Source organism: Weizmannia sp. FSL K6-3076 (assembly GCF_038007245.1).
Taxonomy (GTDB): Bacteria; Bacillota; Bacilli; order Bacillales; family Bacillaceae_C; genus Weizmannia; species Weizmannia faecalis.
Window position 1 is genome coordinate 2,230,735 of record NZ_JBBOWU010000001.1, and the last position, 22,200, is coordinate 2,252,934.

Sequence of the window (22,200 nt, forward strand, 5' to 3'; positions counted from 1 at the left end):
GATCGCAGTGTCTCGCCGTTTTTTAAATGGTTATGCTTTTTTTCGGTAAATTTTTTCTTCTCTGTCAAAAACCTCATACTTTCCTTCCGTATCAATCGTCCGCACGGTTTCTTTATGGCCGAGCCCTAAAAATCCCCGGTTCGTTAAACTTTCATCAAATAATCGCAAAACTTTTTTCTGAAGGTTTTGGTCAAAATAGATCATAACGTTCCGGCAAATAATCGCATGGAACTCATTAAACGAACCGTCCGTGACAAGATTGTGCTGGGCAAATACGATATTTTCCGCAAGGCTCTTATTGAAATAGGCATGCTGGGCATCGGCCGTGTAATAATAGGAAAATTCGCGTTTCCCACCTGCTTGGAAATAATTTTTCGTATACGTCTGCATTTTATGAAGCGAAAAGGCGCCGCTTTCCGCCTGGCGCAACACTCGTTCATTCATATCGGTTGCATAAATTCTCGTTTTTTCTCGCAGCCCCTCTTCGTCCAATAGAATGGCCATCGAATAGGCTTCTTCACCCGAGGAGCAGCCTGCATGCCAGATCCGGATTTCCGGGTACTGCCTTAATTCCGGGACGACTTTTTCGCGAAAGGCGACAAAAAAGTCCGGATCCCGGAACATTTCTGTCACTTGAATGGACAAATCATTTAACAGCACTTCAAGGAATTCGGGTTCATGGATCACCCTTTCGATTAGCGCGCTGATGCTCGGCAGGTTTTCGAGCCGCATCCGGTGCGTAACCCGCCTTTCAATGGAAGAACGGGCATACTGGCGGAAGTCGTAGCCAGATATCCGGTAAATGGCAAATAGCAGCATATCCAGTTCGAGCTTCCTGATGTCCTCATCCGTTAGTTGGTTTTTTTTCACGCTTTTTGCACTCCATCATTCTAAAGTTTGGGCTTGTTGAAATTGCGGAAATGGCATTCATTCCGCAACGGCCGCTAAAAAGCAACAAAATTTCCCGTGCTTCCTTTACTTGGAGCATGCCTATGTGAAGATAGCGGGCTAAATTTGCGGCCTTTTTTACAAAGAAATTCCTGTAACGAATTTTTTTCGGACTTCCCTGCGTGAAGAAAGCAAGCAAAATGTACAGCCTTCCTTCACCCCGTACCCCTCTCTCCGCTTTTTCACGGGCTTCCTTCCCTCAGCCTGCCTTTATTCTAGCGGCAGCCATACCCGCATGACAGATAACAGCTGGTCCATCTTCAGCGGTTTGCTGATGTAATCTGTTGCGCCGGCATCCAGACACTTTTGCCGGTCGCCTTTCATCGCTTTTGCTGTCAGAGCGATAATGGGCAAATCCGCAAATGCATCGTTCTTCCGAATTCTTTGCATCGTTTCATAACCGTCCATGCCCGGCATCATAATATCCATGAGGACGATGTCGACCTCTTTGTGAAGGTCCAGCATATCCAGGCATTCGAAACCGTTTTGCGACACAAGCACTTTCATGCCTTCTTTCGACAGCGCCTTTTTCAGTGCATAAATGTTCCGGTTGTCATCGTCACAAATCAGCACCGTTTTATTTCGGAGCGCCTGATCGGCTGATTCTTCTTCGCCCGGCTGCTGATCTTCTTCATGCAGCAATGCCGGCGCTGCTTCGCTTTCCGACGCTGGCACTTCTTCCGTAGCGGTCATCCCGTTCGGCAAGCTTGGAATATACAAAATGAAGGTGCTGCCCTTTCCGACAGTGCTGTCGAGACAGATTGTGCCGCCGAGCAAGCGGGCAAACTCACGGCAAATGGACAAACCGAGTCCCGTACCGCCGTATTTGCGGCCGGTCGCACCGTCCCCTTGCTGGAAGGCTTCGAAAATGAGATCCTGTTTCTTTTCCGGAATCCCGATCCCCGTGTCTTGCACAGCCACTTCCAGCCAAAAATCGGCGCCTTCCGTTTTCACGTATTTTCCGGCTGTTTCTGCGCTCACTTTGCGCATCCGGAACGTCACCGAACCATTTTCCGTAAATTTGACGGCATTTGAAAGCAGGTTTTTCACGATCTGTTGGAAACGCCGTTGGTCGGTATAAATCAAATCCGGCACATTATCATCGACATCAATCTTCAGTTCAATTCCTTTTTGCTCTGCCAAATAAGCAAACTGGTTGCCGACATACACTGGCAATTCACGGGTGTTCGTCTCTTCAATGACAATTTCCATCTTGCCGGCTTCTACTTTGGACAAGTCAAGTATATCGTTAATTAAATTGAGCAAGTCACTGCCGGATGAATGGATCACACGGGCGAATTCTTTTTGTTCTTCGGTCAGATTGCCCTCTTCCGATTCATCCGCCAGCATTTCGGAAAGAAGCAGAATGCTGTTGAGCGGCGTCCGCAGTTCATGCGACATATTTGCAAGAAATTCAGATTTATACTGCGAGCTCTGGATAAGCTGCTCTGCTTTTTCTTCCAACTGATGCTTTGTTTTTTCCAGTTCCTGCGCTCTTTTTTCCGCTTCTTTCGTCCGTTCCTCAAGCTGTTCATTGATCATGCGCAATTCTTCAGACTGCGACTGCAATTCCTCCGACTGGGCTTGCAGTTCTTCCGATTGCGATTGCAACTCCTCCGACTGGGCCTGCAACTCTTCCGTCATCATTTGCGATTCTTTCAAAAGCCGCTCAACCTCCATTCTGCTCAGGACACTGTTGATTGCCATCCCGAGTGTATGGTTGATTTGCTTGATGAGCTCAAGCCGCGCCGGCGTGAACTCCTCCAGGCTTGCCAGTTCCAAAACCGCCAGTACTTCCTCTTCATAAATGACAGGCGCAATCAGAATGCTGCGCGGTTTCGCTTCACCCAAACCGGTCGAAATTAGCGAATAATTTTCGGGAACATCGGTAATGATCCGGCTCTCTTTTTCTAACGCACACTGGCCGGCCAGCCCCTCCCCGTATGAAAATTTTTCGCGGCCCGGATTCCCGCGGTCTTCCGCATAAGCAGCAATTTTGACAAACTCGGCTTTTGTTTTTTCTCCTCTTTTCAAATAAAAGGCACCCATCGAGGCTGCCATAACCGGTACGGCTTTTTGAATAAACCGTTCCGCCAGCGTGTTGATATGGGTGATATTCTGATACATCGTCGCCATTTCGGCAAGCGTCGTCTGCATCCAGTTTCTTTCCGATATTTGTTCAATATAATTTTTTTCTTTCTGGCTTGCCTGCTCAAGCGATGCGGCCATCCGGTTAAAAGCTGCACCGATTTCCCCGATTTCATCCTCTGTCTTCACATCCACCCGCGGCAGTGACGTAAGGTCATCGTAATTGATATGCGTCATTACTTTGGAGATGTTGTTTAAGCTTTTCGCCGTTCCCGATACAATCCAGTAAGCAATAAACAGCATCACGGCAATCATCAGCCCGGAAGAAACCACAATCATCTGCAGCAAGTTTTTTTCCAGCTGGCTGGCATTTTTCATTGCTTTCGACATTAAGTTTTCCTGGAAATTTTTAAAATCGGTAATATATCCCGTTAAGTGGCTCCGTTTCGTTTGATAGTCGGAAATCACTCCGGACGGCACCGTTTTATTGTGCCTGGCGTCATTGATAATCGTTTCTTCCGTTTCCGTATAGGAAGCAAATTCATTTTGGAGCTTTGCCAAAATATCCTTTGCCTGGTTATGGTTTAATATATTGTCTAGCTGGTTCAGCCTTGATTCGATTTTTGCACGGTTATCCGTAATATTTTGAATAGCGGTTTCCGTGCCGCTTGCTTTTTCATCATTAATAATGGCCAAAAGTTCCCGGTCGGACTGCGAAAACAGCAGCTGGATCTCCGTTGCCATTTTTACTTTCACATAGCGGTCCTGCACGATTTCAGACATGTTTTTTTTCATATGATTCATGGAAACGAGCATGACCACAGCCGTAACAAGCATAAAAGCGAGGATCACGCCGAACCCTGCATATTGTTTTTTCTTAAAGCCCATGCTTTCTTCCCCCTGTTTTTCCATCTGCCGGATATATCGATACTTCTAAGACAAGTGATAAAGCCATTGAAGCTTATACTCTATTCCCGATTTTTCAACATATTATACCATCAATCTGTGACAAATTTGTTACATTTCGTAGCAGGAATCAAGTTTTTTTACAAGGCTAAAGGGGGGGAGAGGATGATGATGCGTATTTACCATCAAACCGCCCCGTTTTTACTTTTCCTAAAATCAAAAAAGGCCTTGCAACCGCAGGACGATGTATCCCTTGGTAACAGGCTCCCCAATCAAGCAATCGAGTTGATACGAATGAATTTTATGAATTTAAATGATAGATTTTCTATAGGTTTAGATTCATATTAAGACTCCTTATCTTGTAAATTGAGGTGATACATAATATTACGGTTGAAAGAAAAAATCCCGCTGCAAAAATAAATAACGACATTTTCAACCCCAAATACGAGCCAAGAACGCCTCCAATGACGCCCCCCAGTGGCATCGCTCCCCTTGTTATAAACCGATTACTTGCATTTACGCTACCTAAAATTTTTAATGGCGTAATAGCCTGTCTTAAACTGACCTGGCTTACAAAATAGAGCATGTTTCCAAATCCGGATAGCATCTGTCCTAAAGTAAGTAAGATTAAAGCGATGGTTTTAGAGTGAAAGTAGGGTGTAAAAACAACGATTCCCCCAACTCCGATTAAAACGGTAGCACCAATGATCGATATCCCAATACCCATCTTTTTTGAAATAAATTCAGAAAAGTAAGCCCCTATTATCCCTCCAATACTTCCTAACCCATAGATTAATCCAATTTGCGATGCGTGCATTCCAACATTCCTTACTATGTATAGTATGTAAATGGTTTCAAAAGCAGTTCTGCAAAAATTTAAAATAGCCGTAGATATGGAGATAGATAAAAGAATTCGGCTATTTATTAATACTTTTAGTCCCTTTAAAATTCTTTTAAATATATTTATGTTTTCTGTAACTGTCTCTCTCTTTTCATTCATTTTTATTTTCCACATAAAAAATAATGAAATAAAATAAGATATTGAATCGATCATGATAGAAATGGGAGCAGATAAAATATTGATTAAAAATCCTGCAATGCTTTGACCAAAAATTTGGGATAAAGAACGGCTAACTTCTAAATTCCTATTTGCTCTGTACAAATCTTCCCTTGAAACAATAATGGGAACAAAAGAAAGATAGGCAAGTTCAAACATCATGGAAAACGTAGCAGATAAAAAAACAACGATGTAAAAAACGTAAAAATTGAGGGCATTAAGAAAGGCAAAGATGGGAATAACTAAAAGACAAAGTCCAGTTAATAAATTTGTAACGAGCAATATCGAACGTTTATTACTTTGATCAATCCAAGCCCCGGCAATTAAACTAAATAAAAAAAATGGAATGGTTGCACAGGCTTGGAATAACCCCATTTCAAATGAATTAGCCTTTAATAAATAGACTGCAGTTAAAGGTAGTCCGACAATTGTAACTTGAGAACCAAACATCGAAACAGTTTGTCCTGACCAAAATAATAAGAAATTTTTATTTGATTTAACTAGCGAAGGTGAAGTATTCAATAGATAGCCCTCCTTAAAAGCTTATCTTTGAAAATTCTCGTATGTTGCTGGATTTTTAGTCCTGCTAAATGTTGAAGTGAATGAATTATTTAGATAAGAAATATCCCCAAATAGGCAACACTATTAAATCGAATACGAGTAAAAATAATAGTAAACTATCATATTTGTCATAATCATCCACTCGATTGTTTTGTAATTTTCTAATTATAAAGATTGTAAGAACCAATAGAATAATCCCCGTAATTACTTTAAAAAAGACTAATAAATCCATAGTTAAATCTCCTCTTTAAAGTAGGATACGAATCATCATATTCGCCAGAGATTCCCATTTTCCTTCTAATATCCACATCTTTTTTAACATTAAAAAGACTCAAATCACACAGTAGCGGGAAGTTAAACAATAATAAGCATTCCTGTAATCAAAGAAATTTGGTGTTTGCACAAAAAGAGCCCCCTGGTATGATAGGGTGTCCAAAGCTTCAGAGCAAAAACGGACTCTTAATCGATACCCAAGGGGGGACTCCCATGAATGATACGCTGCATCTTGATTCTTCAATCATTGACTTTATAACCATGCTTCTAAATATTCCGATGAAATGAAATATAGTTTTAATTTGAAGGACTCTTAACCAATAAGGCCATCTGGAACGATTAGCCATGAAAATCCCCTGTCTTTTGATTCACCGTTACATAGGGGTATTCACCGGTATTCACTTCTTTTACCCAAACTTCCCAATTACCGTTGCCAATATACTTATAGTGACTGGGCGTGACGTGATAACCTTTATATAATTCTTTCTCGAACGTTGTTACCCAGGCGCCGTTCGGCCGGTTTACAGCCTGATTGGTCTTATCGGTATTGGAATTGGAACTTGTGCCTTTGTTCGATGTTCCTTCATGATTCTTTGTTGTATTTTCCGATGCCGATGAATTTCCTGATGTTGGTTGGTCTGATTTTGAATTGTCAGACTGGTTTGATGCTGATGAGGAGCTGTTTTCTTCTACCTGACCTGCAGAACTTTTCTGATCATCACTTCCCGTTGTGGTTGAACCGGAAGCTGAATTATCTGCTTCATTCTTACTTGTGTCCCTTTTTTGTGCTTTATCTTTAGGCTGCGTGGAGGAGTTTGTTTCAGGATGACTTCGATCACTTGATACGTTTTGACTTTGATTGTGATGAAATATAAAGAACCCACCAATCACAATCAGAACAACAACCAATACGAGCAAACTAACTTTTTTCATTTCAATGCCTCCTCCCTTCCATATTAACACGCTTCTACAATTTTAAATCGCCAGTACTTGACCAGCAAAGATTTTCGTTACTGAATTTAAAAGCCTTGAGATATCTTTTGGATATTGAAATATTTACTTATTTTTCAACTCTTTTCTGATACAGAAACTGTCCCAAAAGCATCTTTGTAATATGGGTGAACATGTCGCCGCGCGTGACGAGTTCATTGGTGAAGACACCGATTGCGCCTTCTTTTTTGCGGACGTTTTCTTTTTTTGCATAGTTTTCCATTACAGGTCCGAGTTCTTCGCCTGCCCGCAAACGAACCGCGATTTCTTCCGGAAGCGGAATCCTTGCTCCGCCGGCGATGAAGGGTTCTTCTCCTTCCACGACAAGTGCACCCCAGTTGCAGAGAAACAAGCCATGCGGGGTTTCCACCACGCCACCTTCAAGACCAATACCAATATCCGCATTTTTTGCTGCCAGGACCGCCCTCGAGCGGTTAATGGCCCCTTGCAGCGTTTCTTCGTCGGAAAAAGGCTGTTCTTTTACGCCGGATGGCACACCTGCAGCCACAAATTCCATTTTCTGCCCGTCAAGCACTTCAAAGGCTTTCCGGACAGCCGACACTTTTGCCGGATTGGTCGAACCAATTGCAATCATCAAATTCTTTCACCTCTGTATTTCGGGCATTTTTGCCTCAGGAAAATCGAATATTTCTTTATTATTTACTGCGGATCGCATCAACGGTTGAACGGTCACAGGCCTGTACCAATTTCACGATCAAGGCCTTGGCTGCCGCATAGTCATCGACATGAAGGATCGCGGCATGCGTATGGATATAGCGGGCGCAAACCCCAATCACAGCACTCGGGATCCCTTCATTGGTAGTATGAACGCGGCCGGCATCTGTCCCGCCATTCGGGGCTACGAAATACTGGTAGCGGATATCATTGCTCTCGGCTGTGTCGAGAACAAACTCGCGCATGCCTTTATGTGTCACCATCGTCCGGTCGTAAATCCGCAGCAATGCGCCTTTTCCAAGCTGCCCGAATTGTTCTTTATCGCCGGACGCATCATTGGCGGGACTAGCATCCAGGGCAAAGAAAATATCCGGCTTAATCATATTGGCTGCTGTCTGTGCACCGCGCGTCCCGACTTCCTCCATAACCGTAGCGCCCGAATAAAGCGTGTTCGGAAGTTTTACACCCTGCAGTTCTTTTAACAATTCGATGGAGAGGCCGCAGCCGTAGCGGTTATCCCAAGCTTTAGCAAGAATTTTCTTTTGATTGGCCATTGGGGTGAACGGGCAAACCGGCAAGATGGGCTGGCCCGGGCGAATCCCGATTTTTTCAGCATCCTCACGGTCATCTGCGCCGATATCAATCAGCATATTTTTAATGTCCATTGGTTTGGATTTCTGATTTTCATCCAATAAATGTGGCGGAATTGAACCAACAACACCGATGACAGGACCGTTATCCGTATAAATTTGTACGCGTTGAGCCAGCAACACCTGGCTCCACCAGCCCCCTAGTGTTTGAAAGCGGATCATGCCATTTTCAGTGATGGATGTAACCATAAATCCAACTTCATCCATATGCCCTGCCACCATCACGGTTGGCCCGTCTTCCTGATCACGTCTTACGCCAAAGACGCTGCCGAGATGATCTTGTATGATTTCATCCGAATATTTTTGCAACTCCTGCTTCATAAACTGGCGGACGGCCGACTCGTTACCCGGTGCGCCTGGCAGTTCAGTCAGCGTTTTAAATAAATCGAGCGTTTCTTGTTCCATGCTTTTTACTCCTCGTTTCTGTATTTTTTTATCATACCGTATGTACAAGGTTTATTTTACATAATGGGTGGTTTTCTTGCCAGATTTTCACTTCATTTTGTACTTTTGTAAGTGAATTCATTTTCGGTTACCGCCTTGAAAGTATATAATGAGGGGGAGCACCGATTTATTCTGATTAATTGCAGAGGAAAGGATAGGAGAAAGATGAATTGGAAAACTTTTATCGCCGGTATCGCTGTGGGTGCAGCCGCCGGGTATGCCGTCAATGAAACATTGCACCGTACTGTTAGCGTATCCGCCGAAACCGTTCTTGCAAAAGTTAAGAAAGCGTTTAAAGAAAACGGTCCGATTGATGGTTCCTGGATTCAAATGACAGAGGAAGATTATGAGAAGTACCCGTTTAAAACGAGGGTCTATAAGGGCGGGGTTTCGCTTACAAAAGACGGAGAGAAGAAGCAGTATGAGTTTATTGCCGACGCCAAAACCGGAACCGTCCTTGATGTCTATCCGATTTAACAGAAAAGCAGATCCGTTTTAAACCGGCTTGTGCCGGATGGTTGGAATCCTTTAAGGCTGGCTTCTCATGCCAGCTCTATCAGGATTTTGCTGAATGGTAACCGGCCCTGTTCCGGAGATCCCGGCTTAGAGCTGGCTTTTCTTGCCGGCTCTATGCGGGAAAGCAGGATAAGCTACTGCTATTTTTAAACTGGCACCGTTCGGAATATTTTATTGGAAAGCAGACGTGCCCTATGTGAAGGAAGGCCTTCATTTTTCAACGCTTTCTTAACATAGACAGGATCTATGTGAAGGAAGGCCGTCAATTTTTCGCGTTTCCTTAACGTAGACGGGTTCTATGTTAAGGAAGGCCGTCTTTTTTCCGCGCTTTCTTAACGTAGACGCACTCTAGGTTAAGGAAGACCCTCAATTTTCCGCGCTTCCTTAACGTAGACGGGCTCTAGGTTAAGGAAGACCCTCAATTTTCCGCGCTTCCTTAACGTAGACGGGCTCTATGTGAAGAAAGACCTTCGTTTTTCCGTGCTTCCTTAACGTAGACGGGCTCTAGATTAAGAAAGCGCCTTGTTTTTGCTTGCTTTCTTAATGTAGACAGGATCTATGTAAAGAAAGGCCATCTTTTTTCCATGCTTCCTTAACGTAGACGCCCTCTATGTGAAGAAAGACCTTCGTTTTTCCGCGCTTCCTTAACATAGACGGGTTCTATGTTAAGAAAGGCCTTCGTTTTTCCATCCTTCCTTAATGTAGACGCCCTCTATGTAAAGCAAGAGCCTCGTTTTTGCTTGCTTCCTTAACGTAAACGCCCTCTATGTAAAGAAAGGCCGTCTTTTTTCCGCGCTTTCTTAACGTAGACGCACTCTAGGTTAAGGAAGATCCTCAATTTTTCGCGTTTCCTTAGCGTAGACAGGCTCTAGATTAAGAAAGCGCCTTGTTTTTGCTTGCTTTCTTAATGTAGACAGGCTCTAGGTGAAGAAAGGCCATCTTTTTTCCGTGCTTCCTTAACGTAGACGCACTCCATGTAAATCCCGCGCTTCCTCACATTTTTAAGCCGGCCCTTTGCTGGATGGTTGTTCATTTAACAGGATAAGATGCATTTCGATGTGAAATTTAAAACGGCGCGTTCTCGTTACCGGGTCGGTTTAGCAGGAAAGCCGCAGGGGTTTATGCCATGCAAAAATCGGCACGGATCTTTTCCCATACGCGGCAGTAAAAAACGGTGGACCTTTTGTTCACCGTTTTTTACCACTTTATACGGGCATTTTTTCACGTTCCACTTTTTCTATCATATTCCCGTCCGTATCCCACTTCAGCGCCCGGTAGACAGCGTCGTGGTAAAATACAAACCAGGCATTGTCCCGGATCGCCTCTTCAATCCATTTCTGTTTTTGAAAAATGGAAGTCATCGGGTAATCATCATAAGCCATCACCCAAAGCGGGTTGCGATGCGCGTGCGTCGGCAAAAGATCTGCCATATGGATCCATTTTTCGCCGCCGGACTCCGCCATGATAATCGCATGCCCGTCACTGTGCCCGCCTGTATGTACCATCCGGACTTTGCCTTCAATGGTAACCTCTTCTTTAAACGTTTGCACCTGATGCTGGATTGCTTCCCAGTTTTCCTTCCAATATGTGCTTTTTGAACGGATATTCGGGTAGCGCATTTCGTCCCATTCCGTTTCAGATACATAGATGGCCGCATTTGGGAATGAAGGGACATATCCATTTGTATCATCCGGCATGGTCAGGCCGCATGCATGGTCAAAATGCAAATGTGTCATCAGCACAATATCGATATCCTCACGTGTCAGCCCGAATACGCTTAATGAACGGTCGATCCGTGACTCCTCTGTGACGCCGTAATTCCGCTTCTGCTTGTCTGTCAGTTTTCCGTTGCCAATCCCGGACTCAATGAGAATGTTTTTCCCGTACAGCTGAAAAAAGATCGGGTCTGTCCGAAGTTCAATCTGGTTTTTTTCATTATATGGATATTTCCGCGACCAGAGCGGTTTCGGGACAACGCCAAACATGGCACCGCCATCCAGATGCGTGACGCCACCATCGAGCCAGTAAAGCGTCATTTCACCGACTGTTACATGTTCCATCATTTTCCCTCCTGTAATCGGTTTCACTTAATATTATTCGCCACCATTTCCCATTTTCCTGCCTGTGCCGCAATACAAAAAGGCGATCCTGCCTGTCCGCTTTGCCCTGTGGTTTTTCCCCCGCCAGTTCCGTAATGCAAAAAACTGAAAATGCTGTTCCTGTTTTTCCCAGCCTGTTCCGCTTTGCAAAAATTGAAAATGCCGACCCCTTTTTTCCCCAGCTGTTCCGACTTGAAAAAAAGGAAAATGCCACTCCCATTTTCCCTGCCTGCTTCGCTTTGCAAAAAACGAAAATATCGGTCCTGTTTCCCCAGCCTGTTCCGCTTTGCAAAAAAATTGAAAATGCCGGTTCCCGTTTTTTCCTGTCTGTACCACAATGCAAAAAACTGAAAATGCCGTTCCCATTTTTTCCTGTCTGTTCCGCGTTGCAAAAAATCAAAATACCGTTCCTGTTTTTCCTGTCTATGCCACGTTGCAAAAAAAAGCGCCCGGCGCACTGCCATTATCCTTGCAGTGCGCCGGGCGCGTTAAGATATTTTGCCTCACAGCGGTAAATGCGCTGTCCTTGTGCGGAAAACTTTTCTTCATATTCCGTCATGACATTGCCGGAAAAATCACTGCGATGCAAATCAAGACTGATATTTTTTAACAGCAGGCCATATTCCGAAAAACTTTGCAGCGAGTATTCAAACAGGCCTTGGTTGTCCGTTTTTAAATGAATTTCCCCGCCATCCGCCAAAATGTCTTCATACAGCTGCAAAAAAGTACGGTATGTAAGCCGCCGTTTTTCATGGCGTTTTTTTGGCCACGGGTCGGAAAAATTCAAATAAATCCGTTCGACATCGCCTTTTGCAAAAAATTCCCGCAGCTTTGCACCGTCTGCATTTAACAATTTTACATTCGGGCGGTTCTTTTCAATCAGCTTATCGAGCGCAGACACGATCACGCTCGGCTGTTTTTCGATCCCGAGAAAATTGATTTCGGGATGCTGTTCCGCCATTTTGGAAATAAACCGGCCTTTCCCTGTTCCGATTTCAATATGGAGCGGGTTGCTGTTTCCAAACAGTGCCTGCCAATGGCCGCGCCATTTTTCCGGGTCCGGTACGACGAATTGCGGGTACTTTTTTAATTTTTCTTCCGCCCATGGCTTATTCCGTAATCTCATAAAAACACCCCAACTTATATTTTTTGGCAAAAGCCTGGCCTATCTGCATAAAAAAAGAGGCAGGTTAAACAATAGAGTATGTATGGAGGTACCGGCGCAAGACCTTCATGCACATGTCAACAGCTGCATATCTCTAGTGAAGGATGTGTTCCACTTGGCACTCAGCCATCGCGACCAGTTAACCTTATTAACGGATATTTTGTACGATCATCAAACAGACTGCTGCGGATCTGTTTCAGAATGTGAACAATTGGAAAGGCTGGTCAAATCATTGCTCGTCAATCCGGCTGTCGCAAATGATATGAAACAAACGCTGACAGATGTGTACAACTACAGCCAGGCGGGAAAATATGCCCAGCATTTGGACGACCATATTGAAGCCCACCAAAACAAGCTCGGGGAATGGGTTGACCAGCTGAACACCTATTTTTAAAGAATGAAGAGCGGCAAAAAGAAGAGGAACCATCACCCGGTTTCTCTTCTTTTTCGTTCGAAACCGGAACACTTTTTTCGCTACAAGCCCGCAACTGGCAGTTTCTCTAAAAAAGAAGGCCCGGGCAAACGCGGGATGCAGCCTTCTCTTATTTTTTCACGCCGCCATGCACGTTCTGCAAAAAATCAAGCCAGCGCTGCATTTCTTCGTACCGGCCTTTTTCTTTATGCCAGCAAATCATCACAATCGCTTGGTAAATGGTGTGCCATTTCATCCGGAGCGAAAAGCTTGCGGTCATTTTCGTACCGTATTGCAGCAACCACCTTTCCCAATTTTCGGGCGGAATGTAGGCGTACAGGAGCATGCCGATGTCCATCGCCGGATCGCCGATCAGCGGGCCGTCCCAATCGATCAGAAACAATTCATTTTCGTTTGATAAAAGCCAGTTGTTATGATTGATATCGCCGTGGCAGACGACACAATCCCCGTATGCAACGTTCGGCTGTTCGCGTTCGAGAAATTCAAGGGCATCCAGAACACCTGGTGCATCGGGCCATTCCCCTTTTGCGCCGGATTTGAGATCATGCAGCATGTTTTCAGGCTTCATCGATTCCAGCCCGAGCCTTTGCAGCATCGTTAAAAGCGGTTTTGAATCGTGAATTTTTTTCAGCATCTTGGCAACGCGTTCTTCTTCCATTTCGTAAGGCTTTAGTTCCCTGCCCTCCACCCACTGCTGGGCCGTGATGGTGTCGCCGTTTTCTAGCCTTTTCGTCCAGACAAGCTTCGGGACAATGCCTTCAGCGGATAACACGGCCAGAAACGGCGATGAATTCCGTTTTAAAAAGAGGGATTGTTCCTGGTATTTGGCATAGAAGGCTTCTCCTGTCGCCCCCCCTGCCGGCATGATCTCCCAGCCTTTTCCTAATATATCTTCCAACATGTTCACCTTCAAATTCAGTAAGTCAACCTCACACCGATGAAAAAACAGCGATATCCCTGTTATAAAGCCAGGAAAAGTAGGATTTGTAAAAAAGTAAAAATGCCATTCCATTTTACACAAAACATTGGCGCGGATTCTTCCTGTTTGCTGAAAAATCCGCAGCTGCCGGTTTTTTCACTCGGCAAACGGAGACAAAAACAAAAAAAGACAGCTATTGGCAAGTATCATTCACAATAGCCACCTTTCAATAAATTTTATCGCTTTTTGACTTTTTTCGTCAAGCGTAATTTTGGTTTGCCGCGGGGCCGGTTTTCCCCGAAATATTGAAATACCGGGAAGGCAGCTGTTTGTCCCAAAAATTTTCCAATGTTTGCAAGAAAAATCTCCGCTCTATTCCCCGCCGCCGTGACGAGCAGCCTCGTTCGTTCCGGCACTTTTTTTGTCCAGGCATTCGTTAAGCAGCACTTGGGCCGACTTCAGTTGCATATATTTAAACGGTGAGCGCAAATTTCGCTGTTGCCGGAACCATTCGACATGCGGGCGTTTGTCAAGAATATGGAGGCCATCCGGCGCATCCGGCCATTGAATAAACCCGTTCCGGCAAATGAGCGCCCTTTCGACCGGAAAGGTGATATCATGCCGTTTCAGAATGCTGCGCACGATTTTTTCCGTCCGCGCGAGGGCAATGGCCGGATTTAAAATATTTTCTTCGTTCCCGGCTGTCCGCTTCTTCCAGAAACGGCCGTTCGACCCGAAAAAGACGGCATCCTTTTCTTTTTCCACAAAGGCAATACACCATACCGCCATTGGCGAAATCAAAAGATGTTCCATTTCCAAAACGGCTTTTTTGAATGAAAAAACCGGCCGGTACATCAATAAAAATGTATCCGGAAATCTTTGCAAAAAATATTTTAAGTCCGGGTCAAAATAAAGGACGGCTGGGATTTCGGACTGTTGCAGCAAAGTGGAACTGGCCCATTTCAGCTGGAACCGGAACAGCTGGTCGAGAAATAATTTTTTTAACTGGTCTTCCGTCTCCGGCAAAAAGGCAAGCTGCGGGGCAAAATCCAATTCCCCGGGTGGCGCGTGGAAAACCGGCGCGTCCGGCTCCTCTATTTCGGCCGTATCTTTTCTTTTTAACCAGTGTTTCATGCGGGAAAGGACCTGGCGCGATTCTTCCTGCGCAGGCGCTTCCTCTTCTTCCTCCGGCCCGTTTTCCCAGTTTTCCCGGAATTTTTCCCACTGTTGTTTTTTCAGCCGGATAAACTGGTTGGTGTAGCGGATTAAGTCTGTTTCATAACGTGATACAAAGTCTTGCATTTTTAATAACTGTCCCATTTTCCTTTTCCCTTACTTCAAATTCTGTGCATCAGCTAGCCTGAAAGACTGCACGATTTCGTATTTTGGCGTTTGATGGAGATTCGTCCGGTAGAGCACGATCCGGTCTGCCGAAAAAGGCACCGGTTCAGGCGAAAACGCATCCAGCATGCCGTCAGCAAAAGGTCTGTCACCGTCCCATTTCCGCGCCAGCGTCATATGCGGGTGAAACGGTCTTCGATCAAGTGAAAAACCTGCTTCAAGGCAGCAGCCGGCCACCATTGTCTCAAGATCAGAAAGCGGCGGTGATTCCTGTATGCCTGCAAAGAGTACACGCGGTTCGTCTTTTTTCCCAAAAGTACCGAAGTGGTCGAACACAAGCGGCAGCACGTGGAATGCACCGATTTGATCTGCAATCAGCCGGTTCGCTTTTTCCAATTGCGCCTCTTCTGCCGCTCCCAAAAAGGCAAGGGTAATATGAAGATCATCGCGGTGCACCCATCGCTTAAACGGCAGGCTCCCTTTCAAGCCGGCCGTTGCCTGCTGCAATTTTTGTTTGAACGCTTCCGGCAGCAAGACGGCATAAAAATAATGGTTTGCCATCGCTTTTTTCGCCCCTGTCCATCGTGGTTTTGTGTTTATTTTAACAAAAACTGCCCTGCAGGTATACTGTGCAAAATCTGGTTTCCGGCATTTCCGATGTTTTCATTTTTCCGAATAGGGTATATAAATATGTTAAGGGGGGAGAGCTGGAGTGAAGATTGGCGACCATGTCATGTACAAAGGTGAGAATTGTGAAATCGTATTTATTTACAAAAGCGGGTATTGTGAACTGAAGAAGCCATTTCTTCATCAAATTGTGCTTGCCCACATGTCGGAGCTTGAACCGGCAGGAGAAGAAGAAGCCAGGCTCCAAAAATAGCAAGGGGCATTCCTTTAACCGTTCCTCCGGCTAAAGGAATGCCCCTTCTTTTATTTTGGCGCGCCCGGCACCGCTGCCGAAAGAGCATGAATCTCCCTGTCAAAAGCTTGCTGCAGTTTTAACGTTATTGCGCCTGGTGTGCCGTCTGCAACGGGTTTACCGTCAATGTCCACAATCGGCATGATTTCGGATGTCGTGCTTGTCATCAAGACTTCATCCGCCGCGCGCAAATCCGCTACCGTAAACGGCTCTTCCCGGAAAGGAATGCCTTCTTTCCCGCAAATGCCAAAGACCACTTGTCTTGTAATCCCGTTTAAAATGAGGTTCGTTGCCGGATGTGTCAAGAGCACGCCGTCTTTTACGATAAATACATTCGACGACGAGCCTTCTGTCACTGTTTCGCCGCGGTGCTGGATTGCCTCATAAGCGCCGTTTTCCACAGCTTTTTGTTTGGCGAGCACATTGCCGAGCAGGTTCAGGCTTTTGATGTCGCAGCGCAGCCAGCGGATGTCTTCCGCAAGCACCGCTTTTACGCCTTTTCTCATTTTTTCAAGCGGCCGTTCCATTTCACTCGTGTATGCAACAAACGTCGTTTCGCTTGTTTCCGGAAAATGGTGTTTCCGTTTTGCAACGCCGCGCGTAAATTGCAAATAAACAATGCCCGTATCGAGGCGGTTTGCTGCAACCAGTGCTTCCAATTGCGCCGTGAGCTGCTCCATTGTATACGGAATGTGGAGCGAAAGTTTTTCCGCGCTTTGATAGAGCCGCTTTAAATGCATTTCGCTTGTAAAAAGCCTGCCCCCGTATACGCGGACCACTTCGTAAATGCCATCCCCGAACTGATAACCACGGTCTTCAATATCAACGCTTGCTTCTCCCCTGTCGATCAGGGTGCCGTTTAAAACCAGTTTCTCCATGATGCAACCCCTTTGTCTTTTTTCATTATATTGCGGCTTTCCCGCTCGTTCTTGTGCTTGCTTGCGGCCCGCCGGCATTGACGCAGCTGAAGTCACGCGTGCTTCCCGGCCAGTTCATAAATGGACTGTGCATAAATAGCCGTTGCTTTGAGCAAATCTTCCACATACATGTACTCATCTTTCTGGTGCATGACATCTTCGCGGCCCGGGAAAAGCGCCCCAAATGCCACACCTTTTTTAAGGGTACGTGCATATGTACCGCCGCCGATTGCCAACAGTTTCGCTTCCTCTCCGGTCTGCTCCTCGTACACTTTCGCAAGCGTCGTAATCAGCGGGTCATTTTTGTCAACATAATGCGGTTTCTGATCGGAAAAATGATCAAAACGCAAGCCGTCTTCTTTTAATTTCGACACAATTTTTGTTTTTCCTGCTTCGAGATCGAAAGTAACGGGATAACGCATATTTAATCCTATGCGGCCGCCTTTTTCCTGATGATAGGACATGATCCCAATATTGATCGTCAATTCCCCTGAAACTTCATCTTTGTACCCGATGCCGAAATATTCACCGCGCGAACGGCCGAAGAACTGGTTGAGCGTTTTGATAAATTTTTCCCCGGCACGGTCAAGCACCACATTGTTTAAAAATTTTGCCAAATAAAGCCCGGCGCTTTTTCCGTTTTCCGGTTCCGCACCATGAGCCGAAACGCCTTCCAGCTTTAAAATCAAAACGCCGTCGTCCACGAAATCCAGCCCGCGAAGCCCGGTTTCCTTTTGATAATCCTGGAATTTTTGCAAAAGTTCCGTCTGCTCGCCGTGCGTGACAATGCGTGCCTCCGCATAATCCGGCACCATATTGTAGCGGCGCCCCGATTCAAAAGAAAGCAGTTCCGCCTGCCCCGTATTTTCCGTTTTTTCCGGATCCTGGATAATGTCAAAATCGGCAATTCCTTTTTCCGCATAAATAATCGGGAAGTCGGCATCCGGCGAAAACCCAATGGTCGGCATTTCCTCGTTTGCAAAATAGGCGTCCATGCATCTCCAGTTGCTTTCTTCATCTGTGCCGACAATGAGGCGCACCCTTTTTTCAAGCGGTACCCCGAGTTCTTTTACAATTTTCATGCCGTAATAAGCCGCCATTGTCGGGCCTTTGTCGTCGCTTGAGCCGCGCGCATAAATTTTCCCGTCTTTGACTGTGCCGCTGTACGGGTCAACTGTCCAGCCGTCCCCCTCCGGCACCACATCGACATGCCCGAGGATCCCGAGAATGTCTTCTCCTTCCCCCATTTCAAGGTGCCCGGCGAGATTTTGCACATTTTTCGTTTTGAAACCGTCTTTTTCACCGAGATCGAGCATATATTGGAGCGCCTCCCTGACGCCTTGCCCGAGTGGTGCTTCTTCTGTTGCATTTACTTCATCAAGGACACTTCTGATGCGCAAAATCCCTTGAAGGTCGCGGATCAAATCCTCTTTCCTTTTTAATACTTCTTCCATCCAGTGGATATCGGCCATTTTTGTCGCTCCTTTATGTTGTCATTCGTTCTTTATTTTACTTCTTTTTCCATTGATTATAAAATGAATTGATATTTTTTGCCGGCCGGGGGATGAAGGACAAAACAGGAGACGGGAAACAGCATATGGTCTTTCTTTGGAAGGATGAAGGACAAAACATAGGTCGGGAAGCGGCATATTGTCTTTCATCGGCGGGATGAAGGACAAAACATGGGCTGGTAAGCGGCGTTTTGTCCTTCATATCCACGATGAAAGACAAATCATGGGCTGGCAAACGGTAATTTGTCCTTCATAACCATGATGAAGGACAAAACACAGGTCGACAAGCGGCGAATTGTCCTTCATAGGCGTGATGAAAGACAAATCACAGGTCGGCAAACGGCGAATTGTCCTTCATAACTATGATGAAGGACAAAACATGGGCCCGCAAACGGCGAATTGTCCTTCATAACTATGATGAAGGACAAATCACCTCCCAGCAAATAGCTAAATGTCTTTCATCGGCATGATGAAGGACAAAACGGATGCCGGGAAACAGCTAAATGTTCTTCATCAGGGTGATGAAAGACAGAACGTGATGCCGGGACCGTCGAAATGTCCTTCATCGGGCTGGTAAAGGCCATCCCCTCAGCCGAATAGCGGCAACCCAGGAAAAGGCCGGTAAAAAGAAAGCGCTACCAATAGTGGTTATAAACTTAACGGGCACAACATATGGTGTAAACAAGAGCTGATATATTTGTCAATTCAGGCAAAAAGATGTACAATATAATTGTCTGACATCTTAGAAAAAAATTTTAGAAAAAGGAGTTGTCCGAACGGCACGCATATTCCTGTAAGCTAAACATGTTGTAAAGCTGTTTGTCGTCTTTGTCTTTGGAAAAAAGATGAGGGAGTGGTATTTTGAAACCATCAACAGACCGTATGCTTACTCGTATTAAGTCGATTTATATGTTTATTAAAGAGAAAGGGACTGTGACAACCCAGGAACTGGTAGATGAGTTCGGCATCACTCCTCGCACCATTCAAAGAGATTTGAATGTGCTGGCATACAACGACTTGGTCAAAAGCACACACAGGGGGATTTGGACAACAACAAGCAAAAAAGTTAAGATGTCATCTTAGAGAAAGAAACAAATTGTTTTTTTGGAAAGCGGCAGCGGAGACATGCAGTGCCGCTTTTGGCATGTTTAAGGGCCGTTTATCCCTGCCATTTACAACCTATTCCCGCAGGTTCAATACTCCTCACCTGCTCATCAGTTTCGCTTACCCTGCACCCAAATAGGCAACCCCTCCTTCAGGTGTTGACAACTAACCCGGAAAGTTTATCCACTAAAATGGAGTGCAGCCTTTTTCTCCCGCTTGCAATCTCTGCTCATACACGTTGAAATCTGACATAAGAAAACTATCCGGTTAAAGTGGTTCAACTTTTTACCCGCGATTTCAATCCCTGCTTTCACGCGTTAAACCCTGATACAGGTCAACTATCCGCTTAAGAGGGTTCAGCTTTTACTCTCGCTCACAATCCCGCTTTCACGCGTTGAACCCCACCGCCGGAAAACTATCCGCTAAAATGGGATCCAGCTTTTTTCTCCCGCTTACAACCCACGGCTAAACGGTTGAACAGCCGAAAACGCCAGGAAGTTCGGCTTTTTACCGCCACTTGCAATCCCGTCAGCCATACACAACTTTATCCCGCATCTTGCCCGCAAGCCTTACATTGCGCTTCCTGTTGCACAAATCATCCCGTCTGCTTACCGCATATGCAACCTTGCCTTCACGCGTTGAATCCTTACGCCGAACAGCTTGTCCGCAAGTTTCGATTTCAGGCCAAGGTAGGCATAAACAACCGCACCGGCCGCGGCGCAAATCACAACAATCAGCAATGCCTGCCACCTTGAAGAAGGCGAAAGCACAAGTGTGAGCCCTTTATAAACAGCACCGACCACCGCCAGCATGACAGCATTAAAAATCAAAATCAGGATCGTGCGCCGGATCACCGTCCGATACGGATAGGCTGCGAAAATTTTGATCACAATAAAGCTGATCAGAATCGACGCTGTATACCCGATTGCCGTGGCGTAGACCGCGCCGAGAATCCCAAACATTTTGATCAGCGGGATATTCAGGCTTAATTTTAACAATAGCCCGACGAGCAAGCTTAAAATCGTCCAGCGCTGCTCATTGACCCCCTGCATGATCGCCGCTGTCACGGAATAAAGCGAGAACAAAATGGCAACCGGTGCATAATGCATCAGCACGCTGACCGAGACGGCGTTATCCGTATTATAAAAAATCGCAAAAATAGGCTTGGCCAAAAGCGACATCCCAAGCGCAGCCGGCACCGTAATAAAAAGCAGCACCTGCAATGTCTGGTCAACAGATCGGACGAGCATATCGCGCTCCCTTTTTGCGAAAGCTTCCGTAATCATCGGAACAAGTGTCATGGAAAAGGCGGTCGCAAGGGAGACCGGAATAATGACAAGCTTGTGCGACTGGAAATTCAATATCCCGAGCTGCGTCTGCCACATTTTCCCGAGCCCGACCGCTTCCATACCGCGCTTCACTGTCAGCTGATCAACCATCTGGTAAAGCGAATTGGCGATCCCGACAAATACAAACGGCAAGGCAGAAAGGATGATTTCTTTATACAACGTGGGAATCGAAACATGCATTGTGCCTTTGTCCTGTTCAAGCAGCCGGTCAAGATGCGGTTTTCGTTTGAACCAGTACCAAATGAGCACAAACAGGCTCGCCATCCCACCGACAAATGCGGCAAATGTCGCCGCGCTGATGGCGGACACGATGCTGCCGTGGAGCATATGTAAAATCACGTAAGCACCGATCAGCATAAATAAAATCCGGACAACCTGCTCCACAACCTGGGAAACAGCAGAAGGCCCCATTGACTGGTGCCCCTGGAAAAAACCGCGAATCAGGCTCATCACCGGAATAATGATCAGCGCAAAACTGACCGCCCGGATCACCACCGTCACGTCGGCTTTTGAGAAAACCTGAGCCTCCTGCTTACCGGCCATCGCCAAATCCGTAAAATACGGGGCAAAAACATACATCACAAGAAAGCCGGCAATACCGGTCCCAATCATTAAATACATGCTCGACCTGAACAGCTTCCGGCTGACTGCATATTCTTCAAGCGCATTGTATTTTGCCACATATTTTGCGACAGCAAGCGGGACGCCTGCCGTGGAAATGCTAATAAAAATATTGTAAGGGACATACCCGAACTGGTAGAGTGCCTCCGGTCCTGATCCGCCGATGATCGCATCAAACGGAATCACATAGAACACCCCGAGAATTTTCGAGATGATCGTCCCAAGTGTTAAAATAAATGTGCCGCGCAATAATTTTGAAGACATAAAATCCCTTCCCGCCCGAAATGATCTTCCGGCCGCCCCTGATGCGGACGGGCCTTTTTTCACACACTATAATGTAGTGTACCGCGAACATACCCGCTTGACAATTTTTTTATGAAGAATTTTTTCCGCGGACAGGTGGCGGGATGGATGGCAGTTGAGACTGCAGCTACCATGGATCATCTTTTACAATCGTGTGGACGAAAAAAAGCAGAGCGGGGCAAAAAAGTGAGCGTCCCCACACTCCGCTTTATTTATGGTACAAAATCATTGCAGAGAAGCAATAAATCTGGTCATCCTCTGCCGGCTCCACCATGGCAGCAATATTATATTTGATGTCAATCAGTTTATCTTCCTCTATTTTTTCCAAAAACGCATTCATGCTTTCCTCGAGATCCTTTTCATGTTCACAATCGAAAAGTTTGACCTGTACCATTTGTGATTCCTCCCCGT

General features: G+C 45.7%; 21 protein-coding genes. 5 read left to right on the plus strand and 16 right to left on the minus strand.

The features are described from left to right. Positions 1-30: 30 nt before the first annotated feature. Both NSS95_RS10615 and NSS95_RS10620 read right to left on the minus strand, forming a co-directional pair. Positions 31-870, minus strand: a complete 840-nt coding sequence (locus NSS95_RS10615) for a CheR family methyltransferase (RefSeq protein WP_014097685.1) — start codon at positions 868-870, stop codon at positions 31-33. 288 nt (positions 871-1,158) lie between these two features. Beyond that, entirely contained in the window at positions 1,159-3,924 is a 2,766-nt protein-coding gene (locus NSS95_RS10620) for a hybrid sensor histidine kinase/response regulator (protein ID WP_328228286.1), read from the minus strand. A gap of 183 nt (positions 3,925-4,107) precedes the next feature. Here NSS95_RS10620 and NSS95_RS10625 point away from each other — a divergent pair, with 183 nt between their 5' ends. Further along, on the plus strand, positions 4,108-4,290 hold the full coding sequence (locus NSS95_RS10625) for a hypothetical protein (protein ID WP_017550259.1): 183 nt from the start codon (positions 4,108-4,110) through the stop codon (positions 4,288-4,290). On the opposite strand, the gene NSS95_RS10630 is transcribed toward NSS95_RS10625, so the two are convergent. The 5 genes from NSS95_RS10630 to NSS95_RS10650 all read right to left on the minus strand — a co-directional run bounded on the left by NSS95_RS10630 (position 4,268) and on the right by NSS95_RS10650 (position 8,553). Next, positions 4,268-5,521 (minus strand): MFS transporter, encoded by a 1,254-nt coding sequence (locus NSS95_RS10630; RefSeq protein ID WP_017550258.1) that lies wholly within the window; start codon positions 5,519-5,521, stop codon positions 4,268-4,270. The genes NSS95_RS10625 and NSS95_RS10630 overlap by 23 nt on opposite strands. 85 nt (positions 5,522-5,606) lie before the next feature. Further along, positions 5,607-5,792, minus strand: a complete 186-nt coding sequence (locus NSS95_RS10635; protein WP_014097682.1) for a hypothetical protein — start codon at positions 5,790-5,792, stop codon at positions 5,607-5,609. A 380-nt stretch (positions 5,793-6,172) separates the two neighbouring features. Beyond that, positions 6,173-6,766 (minus strand): hypothetical protein, encoded by a 594-nt coding sequence (locus NSS95_RS10640; protein WP_014097681.1) that lies wholly within the window; start codon positions 6,764-6,766, stop codon positions 6,173-6,175. A gap of 127 nt (positions 6,767-6,893) precedes the next feature. Next, positions 6,894-7,418 carry a DUF84 family protein gene (locus NSS95_RS10645; RefSeq protein ID WP_017550256.1) on the minus strand — a complete coding sequence of 175 codons (525 nt, stop codon included), beginning with the start codon at positions 7,416-7,418 and terminating at the stop codon, positions 6,894-6,896. A 61-nt stretch (positions 7,419-7,479) separates the two neighbouring features. Continuing rightward, positions 7,480-8,553, minus strand: coding sequence for a M42 family metallopeptidase (locus tag NSS95_RS10650; RefSeq protein WP_014097679.1), 1,074 nt, complete (start codon positions 8,551-8,553; stop codon positions 7,480-7,482). Positions 8,554-8,757: 204 nt separating this feature from the next. Here NSS95_RS10650 and NSS95_RS10655 point away from each other — a divergent pair, with 204 nt between their 5' ends. Beyond that, complete coding sequence (locus NSS95_RS10655) at positions 8,758-9,069, plus strand: PepSY domain-containing protein (protein WP_014097678.1); 312 nt, start codon at positions 8,758-8,760, stop codon at positions 9,067-9,069. 1,244 nt (positions 9,070-10,313) lie between these two features. Here the strand turns inward: NSS95_RS10655 and NSS95_RS10660 are convergent. Beyond that, the gene (locus NSS95_RS10660; protein ID WP_061577058.1) at positions 10,314-11,168 is read right to left on the minus strand and encodes a YtnP family quorum-quenching lactonase; all 855 of its coding nucleotides are present in this window, start codon (positions 11,166-11,168) and stop codon (positions 10,314-10,316) included. Positions 11,169-11,670: 502 nt separating this feature from the next. Further along, positions 11,671-12,333, minus strand: coding sequence for a tRNA (guanosine(46)-N7)-methyltransferase TrmB (trmB, locus tag NSS95_RS10665; protein WP_035189012.1), 663 nt, complete (start codon positions 12,331-12,333; stop codon positions 11,671-11,673). Positions 12,334-12,487: 154 nt separating this feature from the next. On the opposite strand from trmB, the gene NSS95_RS10670 reads away from it, so the two are divergent. Next, a complete protein-coding gene (locus NSS95_RS10670; protein ID WP_035183945.1) occupies positions 12,488-12,766 on the plus strand; it encodes a YtzH-like family protein in 279 nt (92 codons plus the stop codon). Between the two features lie 148 nt (positions 12,767-12,914). Here the strand turns inward: NSS95_RS10670 and NSS95_RS10675 are convergent, their stop codons facing one another. The 3 genes from NSS95_RS10675 to thpR form a co-directional block, all read right to left on the minus strand. Continuing rightward, complete coding sequence (locus tag NSS95_RS10675) at positions 12,915-13,706, minus strand: phosphotransferase family protein (protein WP_035189009.1); 792 nt, start codon at positions 13,704-13,706, stop codon at positions 12,915-12,917. Between the two features lie 390 nt (positions 13,707-14,096). Continuing rightward, on the minus strand, positions 14,097-15,044 hold the full coding sequence (locus NSS95_RS10680) for an NERD domain-containing protein (protein WP_035189007.1): 948 nt from the start codon (positions 15,042-15,044) through the stop codon (positions 14,097-14,099). A 12-nt stretch (positions 15,045-15,056) separates the two neighbouring features. Next, positions 15,057-15,626 carry an RNA 2',3'-cyclic phosphodiesterase gene (gene thpR, locus NSS95_RS10685; protein ID WP_014097672.1) on the minus strand — a complete coding sequence of 190 codons (570 nt, stop codon included), beginning with the start codon at positions 15,624-15,626 and terminating at the stop codon, positions 15,057-15,059. A gap of 151 nt (positions 15,627-15,777) precedes the next feature. Here thpR and NSS95_RS10690 point away from each other — a divergent pair, with 151 nt between their 5' ends. Continuing rightward, positions 15,778-15,945, plus strand: a complete 168-nt coding sequence (locus tag NSS95_RS10690) for a hypothetical protein (RefSeq protein ID WP_014097671.1) — start codon at positions 15,778-15,780, stop codon at positions 15,943-15,945. Between the two features lie 50 nt (positions 15,946-15,995). Here the strand turns inward: NSS95_RS10690 and dat are convergent, their stop codons facing one another. Together dat and pepV are read right to left on the minus strand one after the other, a co-directional pair. Further along, on the minus strand, positions 15,996-16,862 hold the full coding sequence (dat, locus tag NSS95_RS10695; RefSeq protein ID WP_017550253.1) for a D-amino-acid transaminase: 867 nt from the start codon (positions 16,860-16,862) through the stop codon (positions 15,996-15,998). 92 nt (positions 16,863-16,954) lie between these two features. After that, complete coding sequence (gene pepV, locus NSS95_RS10700; protein ID WP_340713880.1) at positions 16,955-18,373, minus strand: dipeptidase PepV; 1,419 nt, start codon at positions 18,371-18,373, stop codon at positions 16,955-16,957. 900 nt (positions 18,374-19,273) lie between these two features. Between pepV and NSS95_RS10705 the strand changes: the two genes are divergently transcribed. Continuing rightward, positions 19,274-19,495 carry a DeoR family transcriptional regulator gene (locus tag NSS95_RS10705; RefSeq protein ID WP_017552518.1) on the plus strand — a complete coding sequence of 74 codons (222 nt, stop codon included), beginning with the start codon at positions 19,274-19,276 and terminating at the stop codon, positions 19,493-19,495. 629 nt (positions 19,496-20,124) lie between these two features. Here the strand turns inward: NSS95_RS10705 and NSS95_RS10710 are convergent. Beyond that, entirely contained in the window at positions 20,125-21,750 is a 1,626-nt protein-coding gene (locus tag NSS95_RS10710) for a putative polysaccharide biosynthesis protein (protein WP_014097667.1), read from the minus strand. 247 nt (positions 21,751-21,997) lie between these two features. Beyond that, the gene (locus NSS95_RS10715) at positions 21,998-22,183 is read right to left on the minus strand and encodes a sporulation protein Cse60 (RefSeq protein ID WP_014097666.1); all 186 of its coding nucleotides are present in this window, start codon (positions 22,181-22,183) and stop codon (positions 21,998-22,000) included. Positions 22,184-22,200: the final 17 nt, after the last annotated feature.

Bases quoted from the DNA above. Each gene is read 5' to 3' on its own strand.
- NSS95_RS10620 (WP_328228286.1), bottom strand. From the start codon at position 3,924: ATGGGCTTTAAGAAAAAACAATATGCAGGGTTCGGCGTGATCCTCGCT.
- NSS95_RS10625 (WP_017550259.1), top strand. From the start codon at position 4,108: ATGATGATGCGTATTTACCATCAAACCGCCCCGTTTTTACTTTTCCTA.
- NSS95_RS10635 (WP_014097682.1), bottom strand. From the start codon at position 5,792: ATGGATTTATTAGTCTTTTTTAAAGTAATTACGGGGATTATTCTATTG.
- NSS95_RS10640 (WP_014097681.1), bottom strand. From the start codon at position 6,766: ATGAAAAAAGTTAGTTTGCTCGTATTGGTTGTTGTTCTGATTGTGATT.
- NSS95_RS10645 (WP_017550256.1), bottom strand. From the start codon at position 7,418: ATGATTGCAATTGGTTCGACCAATCCGGCAAAAGTGTCGGCTGTCCGG.
- NSS95_RS10650 (WP_014097679.1), bottom strand. From the start codon at position 8,553: ATGGAACAAGAAACGCTCGATTTATTTAAAACGCTGACTGAACTGCCA.
- NSS95_RS10655 (WP_014097678.1), top strand. From the start codon at position 8,758: ATGAATTGGAAAACTTTTATCGCCGGTATCGCTGTGGGTGCAGCCGCC.
- NSS95_RS10660 (WP_061577058.1), bottom strand. From the start codon at position 11,168: ATGGAACATGTAACAGTCGGTGAAATGACGCTTTACTGGCTCGATGGT.
- trmB (WP_035189012.1), bottom strand. From the start codon at position 12,333: ATGAGATTACGGAATAAGCCATGGGCGGAAGAAAAATTAAAAAAGTAC.
- NSS95_RS10675 (WP_035189009.1), bottom strand. From the start codon at position 13,706: ATGTTGGAAGATATATTAGGAAAAGGCTGGGAGATCATGCCGGCAGGG.
- NSS95_RS10680 (WP_035189007.1), bottom strand. From the start codon at position 15,044: ATGGGACAGTTATTAAAAATGCAAGACTTTGTATCACGTTATGAAACA.
- thpR (WP_014097672.1), bottom strand. From the start codon at position 15,626: ATGGCAAACCATTATTTTTATGCCGTCTTGCTGCCGGAAGCGTTCAAA.
- dat (WP_017550253.1), bottom strand. From the start codon at position 16,862: ATGGAGAAACTGGTTTTAAACGGCACCCTGATCGACAGGGGAGAAGCA.
- pepV (WP_340713880.1), bottom strand. From the start codon at position 18,373: ATGGCCGATATCCACTGGATGGAAGAAGTATTAAAAAGGAAAGAGGAT.
- NSS95_RS10710 (WP_014097667.1), bottom strand. From the start codon at position 21,750: ATGTCTTCAAAATTATTGCGCGGCACATTTATTTTAACACTTGGGACG.
- NSS95_RS10715 (WP_014097666.1), bottom strand. From the start codon at position 22,183: ATGGTACAGGTCAAACTTTTCGATTGTGAACATGAAAAGGATCTCGAG.